We start from the raw sequence: 12,103 nt of genomic DNA, 5'->3' as shown, positions 1-12,103 counted from the left end.
TTGTGAGCCGATGTGAGCTTCTATGTCTGAGCCTAGCCCGTCTTATTCGTAAGAGGCGCCCGAGAGGCTGGCGAGCGTGGTGTAAAGCGCTGATACGGCGTAGGATTCGGTTGTGAAGCCAACCCCATCACCTCCAACCGCGAACGCCACGCCCGCCATGACCGACGATACGATTCCGCCCTTCTCGTTTCCAGCCATTCACGCCAAGAAAGTCACAGCTGCCTTCGATGGTGGACGCCTAACCTCGAATGGGGGCGTGATGCTTCTGGCGATGGCCGAGCGGCGTCTCGGTTTGGCCGACAATCTGGCCCGGGTGTTCCCGGATCGGCGCGATCCGACGCGGGTCGTGCACAGCCTGGTCGATATGTTCCGCGCGCGCATGTTCGCGATCTGCTGCGGCTACGAGGACGCCGACGACCTCGATCATCTGCGGTCCGATCCCGCATTCAAGCTGGCCTGCGGTCGCCTACCGGACACGGGCCGGGATTTGTGTTCCCAACCGACGCTGTCACGCCTGGAGAATGCGCCGCGCCTGCGCGACGTGATCCGGCTGACCTACATTTTGGTCGACGCATGGATGGATAGCTACCCGCGCGAGCCGGCATCCGTCACGCTCGACATCGATGATACCTGCGACGTCGTCCACGGCCATCAGCAGCTCTCGCTGTTCAACGCTCATTATGATGAACGCTGCTTTCTGCCGATCCACGTCTACGACACGGAGAAGAGCCGGCCCGTGGCGGTCGTGCTGCGGCCCGGCAAGACGCCGGGCGGCGTCGAGGTGCGTGCCCATCTGCGCCGCCTGGTACGGCATATCCGCACGCGATGGCACAACACGCAAATTACGTTCCGTGGCGACGGGCACTATGCCCGGCCGGAGGCCATGGCGTGGTGCGAGACCAACGGCATCGACTACATCTTCGGTCTGTCCGGCACCAAGCCTCTCGCCAGAAAAGTCGACGAGGTCGCCGACGACATCCGCACCCGACGCGCCATCGAGAACCTGCCGGTTCTGCGTGGCTATACCGAGACCCGCCACAAGGCAAAGTCCTGGGATCGCGAACGGCGCACTGTCGCCCGTATTGAGGCGACGATGCTCGGCCTCGACATCCGTTTCGTCGTCACCAGCCTCGATGTCGGCTCGGCCGAGTGGATCTACGACAGCCTGTATTGCGCGCGCGGCCAAGCCGAGAATCTGATCAAGCTGCATAAGACGCAGCTCGCCTCCGATCGCACCAGCTGCCGTTCGGCGCTCGCCAACCAGGTCCGTCTCGTGCTCCATACGGCCGCTTATTGGCTGATGCTGACCGTGCGCGACGCCATTCCCAAAGCCCGGGAATTGGCCGCTGCCGAGTTCGCGACGCTGCGTCTTCGGCTCTTGAAAATCGCCGCCCGTGTCGTCGAGACCACGAGCCGCATTCGCCTTGCGTTTGCCGCGGCATGTCCCGAAGCCGACCTGATCTGCGGCTTGCCCGGCGCGCTGCTGCCGCTCGGTCCTTGACCGGCGGGGCGTCCGCCCCCGTTCGCCCAACCCATCCCTCAAGCGCGTTGCAAAGTACCGGTCGTCAGGCGGCGAAAAGCCGAAGGCAATCCTGTGCGCCTCGTCAGACAAGATGTGCGGCCGCATCAATCGGGCCCAAAAGCCGCACTCTCACGAATAGGACGGGCTAGTTCTGGAACTAGAACCTTCCATATGATCGAGGCGGTCGCCGACCGTCTCGATGGAGCACCGCGGCAGCTTCGCCGACGCTGGTCGGACGAGTTCAAGGCACAAATTGTGGTAGAGGCGCTGGAGCCTGGCGCGAGCGTATCGGCGATCGCCCGCCGGATCGGCATTCACCCGTCGCAGCTGTTCGCCTGGCGCCGTGATGCTCGGGCCGAGTTGCATTGTCCCTCGCGGCCGTCAAGTCGCGAGGTTGTGGTGGCGTCTGTGTCAGGCGCGGTGATCGAAATTGCCATTGGCGAGGTGATCGTGCGCGCCGACGTGGACGTCGACGAGGCGCAGTTGCAGCGGGTGATCCGGGCGGTCCGTTCGGCATGATCCCCTCCGGCGTGAAGGTGTTCCTGGCCAGCCATCCAGTCGACTTCCGCAATTATGCGGAGCCCACGATTATGCGGAGTGTGCGGCGGGAAGTTGGTTCCCGCCGCGGTCTTCTCGCCTATTTCACTCCGCATAATTCGGCTTGCGTCCGGCCACATTCAGCATGGCCAGGAGCTTGTCGGGCGCCCGGAATCGACCGGGCGTCAGCATCGGCGGCGACATGGCGGCGAGCGCTTCGAGCTTCTCTGTCGGATCGGCGCGAAGGTAGACCTCGGTGCTTTGCAGGCTGGCGTGTCCGAGCCATAGCGAGACTTTCCGGACGTCGCGAGTCGCCTGAAGCGTATGCATGGCGCAGGTATGGCGCAGTACGTGCGGACTGACGCCTTTGCCGGCGATCGACGGCGCCTTGCGAGCGGCCGCGGCGACATGCTTGGTCAGGATGTATTCAAAGCCCGAGCGGGTCATCGCCTGAGCACGGGCGTTGAAGAACAGCTCAGGAGCGTCGGTGACTGGGCGCACTTTGAGCCAAGCCTTCACAGCTGCAGCCGTTTGTTTCCAGAGCGGCAAGACACGTTCACGACGGCCCTTACCCATGATGTGCACGCTGGACATGGTCTGGCGGTCGATCTGATCGAGCCGGAGGCCGACCAGCTCCGACACGCGCATGCCTGCGGCGAAGGCCAGATGCAGCATCGCTCGATCACGGATGCCGGACACGGTGCTGACGTCTGGCGCGTCTAACAGAGCCTGTAGCTCGTCACGGGTGAGATAGCCGACGAGCGCCTGATCGGTCTTCTTCATCGGGATCGCATGGATCCGACGTGATTGGTCGAGGCAGGATGGCACTCTGTATTCCAGGTAACGGAAGAACGAGTTGATCGCAGCGAACCGGGCATTGCGGGTTCGCGCCGAGTTGCCGCGCTGCTTCTCTAGATGCTCCAGGAATGCCAAGATCAGCGGCGCGTCGAGCCGTTCGATCTCGATCTTCGATGGCTTGAGCTTGAGTCGGCCGGCGGCAAATTGGAGCAACAGCTGGAAGCTCTGGGCATACGCCTCGCAGGTATGCTGGCTCGCCCTGCGTTCTTTGGGCAGGTGCTCGCGCAGGAAGCTGCTCAGGTAGGGGGTGAGCGCAGTCATGCGACGCCTCCAGTGAGCAATGCCTCGCCGGCCTCGGCGATCTGGCCCATTAGGGTCGGCGTCGCCTGCAAGTACCAATAGGTGTCGGTCACGTGGGCGTGGCCGAGGTAGGTGCTGAGCGCCACGATATGGCGGGCGATCGCAGCACGATCGTGGCGGCACTGCTCCAGCGAGCGGACCGCGAAGGTGTGGCGCAGATCGTGGATGCGCGGATCTCGCCCCGCGTAGGCGCCCCTGAGATTGGTACTGTCGAGGAGTTGCAGGAAGATGCGTCGCACGGTGTTGTAGGGCAGCGACTGCCCGGCAACCGATACGAAGAGAGCACGATCTGTGGTGGTTAGCGACCGCCGGGTGACCAGATATCTGTCGAGCGCCAGCCGAGCTGTTGCGTGAAGTGGCAACAGCCGGCTCTTCTGGAACTTGGTCTGTCGGACGACGAGCCCATCGGCAGTTACATCGTCGATCTGCAGCGCCAATGCTTCTGCGATCCGCATGCCAGTAGCGGTGAGCAGGCCGAAGAGCGTTGCATACATGGTCGGTCTGATCGAGCCCGCTGGCCGGAGTGCCGCCGCAGCACGAAGCAATCGTGCGATCTCGTCCGCACTATAGATATACGGCGGTCGCCTCTTGACGACAGCGTGGCCGAGTGCATCCGCCGCCGGAACCTGATGGCGCGGATTCTCGGCGTGCATCGCCAGCGCGAACCGCCGCACGGTAAGCAACCGGTTGCGGCGCTGCTCCGGTGACGGCGCACGTGCGGCCCATGCCAGGACCCGGGCACTTCTGATGTGCCGGTCGCCGCACTCCTCGGCGAAGCTGACGTAGCCCCTCAGCAGGATTTGCTGGACACGGAACTTGAACCCCAGCGACTGCTGCTGGTCCACATATTTGGCAAGATATCGACTCAGCATCACGCATCTCCCGGCCAGGGCTGCGCGATCTGCAGCAGCATCGTCACGTCGACTTTGGCGTAGTGTGCGGTCATGTCCGGTGAGCGGTGGCGCAGTACGGCGCCAACCGTGTCGAGCGTCGCGCCGCCCCGGAGCATGGCCGTCGCGGCCGAATGCCGAAGCAGGTTGGCCCCATTCGACGGAACGGGGATACCGGCCTTTCGTATTGCACTACGCACAACATCAGAGACTGCGCTCGAACCTGTCAGCGGCCGGATTGGTGCATTCGACATGAAGAAGATTCGAACATCGGCGACGTGCGGCCGGGCCTGATCCAGATAAGCGAGCAAGGCATCCCCGGCGTCTTGCGGCAATGGTAATCTCGTCTCCCGCCGCCCCTTGCCACGAACCGACAGTGTCGCCTGTTGCCAATCAACATCGGTGAGACGAAGAGAGAGAATGTCGCCGGCCCGCAAGCCCAGTCGTGCCAACAGCAGCAGGATCGCCCGATCACGCACGCCAGTCGCCGTGGTCTGATCGCACGTTGCAATCAACGTCTCGACATCCGACGAGCGGATGTATCGCGGCAGCGACGACAGTCGCCACTGCGGAATGATTGGCACAGCCTGATCGAGTCCAGCTCGGCACAACCCCCGTGCGCTGAGGAACCGCAAATATCCTCTCAGCGCCATCGTCATCGTCTTCACATAGGCCAGCGAGACCCGCTTCGTCTCTGCAATGATCACGTCGCGAATGAGCTGAGCATTCCAACTTCGCGGCCTGATGCCAAGCGCCGGGAGCAGCCGCATGACCATGCGACCGTGCCGATCTATTGTCAGCTCTGTGACGCCGCGATGCTGTCGCAGCCAGTCCTGGAACTCGACCACCCGGCGGTGGGGCGTCGGTAATGCGGGCTTCGGCTTGCGCTGGACGATTCCGCGCTCGCCGAGAAACTCGATGAACCGGCGTACCCGCCTCACGTACTTCGCGGACACGCTCCTCTCGCGACGGATGCCGTGGCATCGACAGCGATGCCGAGCGAACCGATCGGCGACGCCATCATCGATATCAGCGACTGCGATCTTGGCCAGCGTCAGCCATTGCGCGAGGTGACGGGCTGCAGCGTCATAGCCGCTCACCGTCAAGCTCTTATGCCCCAACACCGTCAGGTGTCGTGTGAACTCCGTCACCAGCGGGTCGAGATCGCCTGCGTCCATGCAGCGCAGCCCGTGGCAGTGATCCTCACTCGACTTGGCCATTCCTTGTCTCCCTTTCGTTGCCATCAAGGCAGGAAGAAAGGCCTCAGATTATGCTGAGTGAGAAAGAGGGCAGCAGGAACTAAACTGTTGATAACGAAGCGGGTCTCGGATTGAACGGCCGCACACTCCGCATAATCGTGGGCTCCGCATAATTACGATTATGTGGTGCACCACATAATCGTAAGGGTATCGATGGCCTTGTTGCGCTGGTGCGCGATGCGGGCTCAGATCCGTTCGACGGTTCACTCTATGTGTTCCGAGCCAAAGAGCCGACAGAATAAAGATCGTATGGTGGGATGGCTCCGGCGTGTGCCTCTATTTAAAACGGCTGGAGAAAGCGAGGTTCTGCTGGCCACGAATCGGACATCATCGGGTGCAGCTGAATGCTGCGCAGTTGATGGCCCTGGTCGATCACCCATGTTGATGCCCCTCCTTGTTAGGCTGACAGATTCTTAGATCAAGTTGCGCGATGACGTGGTTTCGAAGGTCTCCGATGGCGTGAAGAACGGATGGTGTATTCGGGAAGAGATAGGCGCCGCTGGGCTGGCGATCAATTAGCAAACGCTTGGTTCGGATCTGAACATAGAGCCAGTTTACTGGAATCTCGAGCCTTCGGGCCAGTTCGGGCGGGCTGAGGTATGAGTCGTCATGCTCCCATCGGCTGCGCTGGGCAGTTACCTTGATGGCGGCGGCACGACGGAGCCGCCCAACGGTGATAGGCAGCACCTTATCGGCGCAACGGGGAGAGCGGTGACCTTCCCGAGTAAGGATTGTGGCGATCTTGTCGTCTGGGACGCCGTCGCGAGCGAGCGTCAGAAGGCGTTCCCGCATCTCTGTGCCTCGCGTCAATCTGGTGACGGAGTTGACGCTCATCTTCACTTCGAGCTCCGTCACGGCGCCTCCCCGCCAGACGATCCTAGCCAGGGCCAAGTCGCGCTCACCGCGGTCGAGAACGACCTTTTCGATGAGACATCGCAACAACGCCTTGCGATGCGCATCCGAGATAGTCTCGTCACCCCATATCTGCGGGAGGCGGCCGGTGAGGCTGATGACCTTGTCGTTGAGCTCCTTGCTTATGGCCACTTGTGTGATGGCTTTGGGCGGCGTCTGTCGGGCAAGCGCCTCTTCGGCGGCGCGCACGTCGTTTAGCGCCGCTTCCCATCGACGCTCGAGTTCCGAGGCGACCAACCGATTATCTGGATCAGCTCGGTTGAACTGCCGTTCGGCGAGCGCCGCCGTGTATCGCTTGCGCTCGAGCTCTCGTTCTGCACTGGAGCGTAGCGCATTGTTCGTCTGCTGCTGCACCCGGCGGGAGCGCGACAAGGCATCGAGTTCGGCCGGCGCTAGTGCGGTTAGGAATGCGTCGCCAACGGCTGCATCGATATGGGCGGCGCGGATGTGTTGGCAGGTTGGCTGACCTTCCTGGGTACGCAGGTGATTGCATACATATTCGCCGCCGCCCTTGTAGCGGACGTACATCTTATGGCCACATCGTGCGCACCAGGCAATGCCGTGGAGCAGGAGCTCGCCATTGCGAGGCGCGCCGCGGGTTTTGATGCGCATGTATTCGGCTCGGTTATCTCTGATGACGGATCGGATTTTTTCATAAATTGGCCAGTCGATATAGGCTGGATATCGATCTTTAACGACGATCCGCCACTCCTCCATCGGCCGCGGAGCCTTTTGTGGCAGGGCCCCCTCCCGCTTCGGCGGCCGGAAGCGGGTTCGTCCATAGACAAAGGCGCCCGCGTATGCGGGGTTCTTCAAGATCGCCGCGACGGCAGCCAGCGTCGCGCGCGTCCAGCACAAATCGCCATATCGATCACGACGCGGCAGTTCCAGGTCACGCTCGTTCAACGCTCGCATGACCTTGGCAACGCTGCGCAGCTGCAGGAATAACTGGAAGACGAGACCGAGCCGCCCTTGCACGGCCATGTCGGGATCCTTAACGACCACACCGCTCGGGTCCCGCATCAGCCCGATTGGCAGCATAACCGCAAGTTCGCCGCGTTCGGCTTTGGCCAGCAGGCCGGCGGTCAGCCGGCTGCGGATCGTATGTAGCTCAAGCTCGGAGATCGAACCCTTCAGCCCGAGAAGCAACCGTCCGTTGGGAGTGCCCGGATCATAGACACCATCGCGGTCGGCGATCAGGCAGCCACGTAGACCACAGATATCCAGGAGCGGATACCAGTCGGTACAATTACGCGCCAAGCGGGTCACGTCGATCGACAGGATGAGTCCCACTTCACTCAGGCCAACACGGCCAACGAGTTCCTTGAAGCCGTTACGCTGTGCTATAGACGCGCCGCTCAACCCGAGATCGGCATCAATCACGTCGATGGCCGCCTCACGCCATCCGAGTTCGCGGGCGCGCTGGCGAAGCGCGTATTGAAGGCGCAGGCTCTCCTGATTGCTTACGACCTGATGGGGCGTCGACTGCCGGATGTAGACTACGGCTTTGCGCGCCAAGTGGCTTGGTGTGACCAGCTCGGACTTCATGAGGGATCTCCGCCAAAATTGCGGCGACGTCTTCGACGATCTGGCGTCGGAGCGCGGGCGTCAGCGTCGACCAAAGATCGGCTGGATCCATGCTCATGTGCGTCGGGACAATCCGCTGTCGATAAAAGCTCGAGTAGAGCCTCCATACTCAGCTTAATCTGATTTGCCTCTTGCTCATAATATTCGATTGCGGTTGCTTGAATCAGAAGACTGCTTCCTGCGCGATACTCAACTTCATACGAAGCGGGAATGCCTCGGCCTCGCTGACCGATCTTCCTAATCACTCGATATGAGCGCCCCCACAAAGGATGGTGGGGGTCCCCAACCTCGACCACCTCCGGAAATGATTCGTCAGACTCACTATCAGGGACATTCCTCAATCCCCTCGTTCGATGGGATGGACTGGAAGCGGGTCCGGACCGCGGCGGTCAAGCCGCCCATCGACGAGTTGCAGAATGATCTCGATGGTTGGGTGACGGCGTACAACGAAACGCGCCCGCATCAGGGACGATGGTGCTATGGAAAAACACCCATGCAAACCTTCCTTGACGCGCTGCCCGTTGCGAGGGAGAAATTGCTGCCGGCCGCGTAGGCGCCGGACACAAATCTTCGTCGGACACCCCGCCACGACGAAGAGCCAGTTGTCAGGTCAAGTGCATACTTTTACACCGTTCCCGGTATCGGTCCCCTGACCGCTCTGGCCTTCGTCGTTACCATCGACAACCCCGCTCGCTTCAGACATTCCGCCGACGTCGGTGCCTATCTCGGCCTGACACCAAGACATTATCAATCCGGCGAGGTCGACCGAACTCGCCGCATCTCCAAACGCGGCAACCATCAGGTTCGGACTTATCTGTTCGAAGCCGCGAACGTCCTGCTGACCGTTGTCAGGCGAGGTTCTGCCCTCAAGCGCTGGGGCAGCAAGCTGACCAAACGGATCGGCGCCAAAAAGGCGAAGGTTGCCGTTGCTCGCAAAATGGCTGTCATCCTCCACACCATCTGGACCGACGGCACTGAGTTCCAGGCAGAGATGCGCGCCGCATGAAGCTGCCTTAAACCGACCCAGATCCGCCTTCGGCGTAACAAGCGTCCCTGCCGGGACGAGGGTGCTGGCAATTTCGAAGTCGTCCCTGCGGGCGTTACGCACCGCGCTCTTCACATCGAGATGCACACCTGTTGAACGCCATCATGCGGCGGCTGTAGAGACGACCGCGGAAAGAACCATGAACCCGGCAGTGGATCACTTTTATCTATCGGGGTTGACATCGTGCCCGCGATTAAAGAACGGACGACTAGCCCCGAGAGAGTCGGGTGGCACTCACCCCTCCCCCTCTAGAAGCGCGCGTATACGTGCAGCGATCTTCCCCGCCTCCTTCGGCCCGGAGTTGAGCTTCACGCTATCGAGTATGCCTAACACTGCCTGAGCCTCCTCTGCATCAAACGTCGCGACTTGGCGATCTGCCAGGCTCAAAGACTGATCGGCCGCGCGGGCCTGATTGGCCGCAAGCACCTCAAGCGCTTGCGACCGTAGGGCTGTGATGTGCCGCTCTAATATATGCATCCTTTGGCCCTACCACGCGTCGCTAACTCCACCGCCAGCCTCGCGGCGAAAGAGGCTGACGGTAGGATACATCCACCGCAAAAAGCCGTGCCACAACTACCAGAACCGCTTGCCCCTCACTGGGCTTGACGATCGGCCTCAGATCGCAGGCAGCGCGGGCGCGACTCGGCGCCGTTCAGTTGCGCTGGGGCGGACGCTGTCCCTGCCCCGCCCGCACTGCCGATTAAGTTAGCGGCTACGTGACTCGGCGCTTGAAAGGCCCCACGCATACACAGGGGAAGCGCTGTCCCTGCCACGCGCCGCTAACCCTCGCACGGCCAGCCTCAAGCTGACCGGCAGGACATCGCCCGCAGAGCGAGCGTATATCTACTGGAACGGGATTTGGAAGCAGTGCGGGCGCGACTCGGCGCCTGACGGCTGGGGGGCTGAGTTGAAGGCACGGTCCCTGCCGCATCCGCACTGCTGGTGGGTTTAGCGGAAAGGTGACACTCCACCCCACTGCTCTGGAAGCCACAGCAATGTCCGTCCCACCCCCGCTAAACCCAACAATCATGTATCGGGCCTAGCTTACTGAAAGCTGACGAGACCGCGCGGTATCCAAAAAACGGAAAGCGGCCCGCGTGGGCCGTTCGAAGCTTAGCCGCCTTTGACGGAGGGGAAGCTGGGTGATGACGGCCTGAGATAGGCCGGCGTATCGAGGCGGGTGTCGAGCCTGCCAGAACCTCTCAAGGAGAGCGATACGCCATGAACGAGACTAGCAATATTGTTGCCCTTTGTCAGCCCGACGAGATCGACGATCCACTGACCAATATCCTGCGAGCCGGAGCGCGGCAGCTTCTGGCGCAGGCCGTGGAGATCGAAGTCGAGACGTTTCTTGCCACGGTGAAGATTTGAAGCTTGCCGACGGGCGCGCCCGTGTCGTGCGGCATGGTTACGGCCCGCCCGAACGATTGCGACCGGCATCGGACCGGTCGAGGTCGCGCGGGCGAAGATTCGGGACCGCGGAGCGGCCGGTGACGGCGAGCGGATCCGGTTCAGCTCGGCGATCCTGCCGCTGTGGGCGCGGCGCACCCGGAGCCTGGATGCGCTGTTGCCGGTGCTGTATCTGCGCGGCATCTCGACCGGCGATTTCCAGGAGGCGTTGACGGCCCTGCTGGGCAAGGCTGCGGATTTCACGGATCGTGAGCATCGATTTCGCGCGATCGTGAGCACTGAATTCAGACGATCGTGAGCAGCCCGCTACGGCCGATGGGAGATAGAGTCAGTGTTCTGGTTGGCCGTCAAGGGTGATGGTTTTGGCGCTGCGTTTTCGCATGCTTTCTCCGGTGAGCTGGAGGCGGTGGGCGTTGTGGACGAGGCGATCGAGAATGGCGTCGGCGACCGTGGGGTCCCCAATGGCTCCATGCCAGGTGTCCACGGGGAGCTGACTTGTGACGATGGTGGATGCGCGGCCATGGCGGTCCTCGAGGATTTCGAGCAGATCGCGGCGTTCCGCGGCGGTGAGCACCGATAGTCCCCAATCATCCAAAATCAGAAGCTGAGCGCGGCCGAGGCTTTTGAGGAGCCGGGCGTAACGTCCGTCTCCGCGCGCGAGCGCCTCGAACAGCCTTGGAACGCGATGATAGAGGACTGATCGGTTGTCGCGGCAGGCCTTGTGGCCGAGCGCGCAGGCTAACCAACTTTTGCCCAGGCCGGTTGCCCCGGTGACGAGCAAATTCTCGTGGCGATCGATCCAGCGACCTTCGACCAGTTTGGCGAAAACGGCGCGGTCGATGCCCCGCGGGGTGCGCAGATCGACGTCCTCGACGCAAGCAGTCTGGCGCAGTGCGGCGATCTTGAGGCGCGTGGTGAGCCGCCTGGTGTCGCGTTCGGCGGCTTCGCGGTCGACCAACAGGCCGATGCGATCTTCGAACGGCAGGGCTTCGAGATCGGGCGATCGGCGCTGCTCCTCGAAGGCCTTGGCCATTCCGGTCAGGCCAAGCTCGATCAGCCGTTCGTGGGTTGGGTGGTTAAGCATGCCGGGTCTCTCCTTGCTTCAGTGGAAGTAGTCGCGTCCGCGGATGTTGCCGTGGCGCAGGGGCTGGTGCTCGAAAGATTCGTCGAAGAACGTGCGATCGAGGCCGTTCTGGAGGATCGATCTAATCGAGGCGACGGAGCGCGCCTTGATGAGGATGCCCCTCCGGCAGGCTGCGTCGAGGCGTTCGGCGCCGTAGCTTTTGACGAGCGCCAGAATACCAAGGCAGGTTCGAAAGCCTTGTTCTGGATGGGGCCGGGCGTCGATCACGGCCTGGAAAAACGCTGCTGTCGAAGGACCGATCCGCTCGCCGGCGGCGATCACCGCGGCGGGGGTCCATTTGCCGTAGCGGCGATGGGCGCTGGGCATGTGGTCGGCGATGGTGGTGTGTCCGCGTCGGTTGGGCGCGCGGGCATGGCTGGCGATCCGCTGGCCCTTGTGGAAGATCTCGACCGTCCGATCGTCGATACGGGCATCGACCAGCTCGCCAATCAGACGATACGGCGCGGAGTACCAATGGCCGTCGACCTCGACATGATAATCGGGAGCGAGGCGGCAGCGCTTCCAGCGTGCGAAGGCATAAGGCTGATCTGGCAGCGGGGTTAGCTTGGGTTTGTCGAGTTCGGCAAACAGTTCGGCGCGGCTTGAGCCGAAGCTGATGGCTTTGTAGGGAAGCTTACGCGCCGGACGCGTTCTGGAGGC

Annotated in this window: 7 protein-coding genes and 5 pseudogenes; 6 read left to right on the top strand and 6 right to left on the bottom strand. The window is 62.2% G+C overall.

The features are described from left to right. Positions 1-157: 157 nt before the first annotated feature. Together J4G43_RS54245 and J4G43_RS56455 are read left to right on the top strand one after the other, a co-directional pair. Positions 158-1,501: an IS1380-like element ISBdi2 family transposase gene (locus tag J4G43_RS54245; RefSeq protein ID WP_208087761.1), complete on the top strand. Its 1,344-nt coding sequence runs from the start codon at positions 158-160 to the stop codon at positions 1,499-1,501. A 192-nt stretch (positions 1,502-1,693) separates the two neighbouring features. Further along, a complete protein-coding gene (locus tag J4G43_RS56455; RefSeq protein WP_038946114.1) occupies positions 1,694-2,041 on the top strand; it encodes a transposase in 348 nt (115 codons plus the stop codon). 123 nt (positions 2,042-2,164) lie between these two features. Here the strand turns inward: J4G43_RS56455 and J4G43_RS54235 are convergent, their stop codons facing one another. The 3 genes from J4G43_RS54235 to J4G43_RS54225 are packed head-to-tail and all read right to left on the bottom strand — an operon-like array spanning position 2,165 to position 5,327. Further along, positions 2,165-3,178 (bottom strand): tyrosine-type recombinase/integrase, encoded by a 1,014-nt coding sequence (locus tag J4G43_RS54235; RefSeq protein ID WP_035696431.1) that lies wholly within the window; start codon positions 3,176-3,178, stop codon positions 2,165-2,167. Continuing rightward, positions 3,175-4,089, bottom strand: a complete 915-nt coding sequence (locus J4G43_RS54230; protein ID WP_208088574.1) for a tyrosine-type recombinase/integrase — start codon at positions 4,087-4,089, stop codon at positions 3,175-3,177. The genes J4G43_RS54235 and J4G43_RS54230 overlap by 4 nt, the downstream gene beginning before the upstream one ends. Further along, a complete protein-coding gene (locus tag J4G43_RS54225; protein ID WP_166354471.1) occupies positions 4,089-5,327 on the bottom strand; it encodes a tyrosine-type recombinase/integrase in 1,239 nt (412 codons plus the stop codon). The genes J4G43_RS54230 and J4G43_RS54225 overlap by 1 nt, the downstream gene beginning before the upstream one ends. 209 nt (positions 5,328-5,536) lie before the next feature. Here J4G43_RS54225 and tnpB point away from each other — a divergent pair. Next, a pseudogene (gene tnpB / locus J4G43_RS56450) lies at positions 5,537-5,751 on the top strand (IS66 family insertion sequence element accessory protein TnpB). Here the strand turns inward: tnpB and J4G43_RS54220 are convergent. Continuing rightward, entirely contained in the window at positions 5,739-7,826 is a 2,088-nt protein-coding gene (locus J4G43_RS54220; protein ID WP_049810452.1) for a recombinase family protein, read from the bottom strand. The pseudogene tnpB and the gene J4G43_RS54220 overlap by 13 nt on opposite strands. 439 nt (positions 7,827-8,265) lie before the next feature. Here J4G43_RS54220 and J4G43_RS54215 point away from each other — a divergent pair. The 3 pseudogenes from J4G43_RS54215 to J4G43_RS54205 all read left to right on the top strand — a co-directional run. Further along, a pseudogene (locus J4G43_RS54215) lies at positions 8,266-8,418 on the top strand (IS481 family transposase); the annotation flags it as partial. Between the two features lie 75 nt (positions 8,419-8,493). Continuing rightward, positions 8,494-8,871, top strand: a pseudogene (locus J4G43_RS54210) (transposase); the annotation flags it as partial. Between the two features lie 1,260 nt (positions 8,872-10,131). Next, positions 10,132-10,555: pseudogene (locus tag J4G43_RS54205) on the top strand (transposase); the annotation flags it as partial. Positions 10,556-10,648: 93 nt separating this feature from the next. Here J4G43_RS54205 and istB read toward each other — a convergent pair. After that, positions 10,649-11,404 carry an IS21-like element ISFK1 family helper ATPase IstB gene (gene istB, locus J4G43_RS54200; protein ID WP_063778799.1) on the bottom strand — a complete coding sequence of 252 codons (756 nt, stop codon included), beginning with the start codon at positions 11,402-11,404 and terminating at the stop codon, positions 10,649-10,651. Between the two features lie 18 nt (positions 11,405-11,422). After that, positions 11,423-12,055, bottom strand: a pseudogene (istA, locus tag J4G43_RS54195) (IS21-like element ISFK1 family transposase); the annotation flags it as partial. Between the last annotated feature and the right edge of the window lie 48 nt (positions 12,056-12,103).

It is taken from the genome of Bradyrhizobium barranii subsp. barranii, assembly GCF_017565645.3.
Lineage (GTDB): Bacteria > Pseudomonadota > Alphaproteobacteria > Rhizobiales > Xanthobacteraceae > Bradyrhizobium > Bradyrhizobium barranii.
The sequence above is the reverse complement of the archived record's forward strand: the minus strand, read 5'-3'. Positions and strand labels throughout refer to the sequence as shown.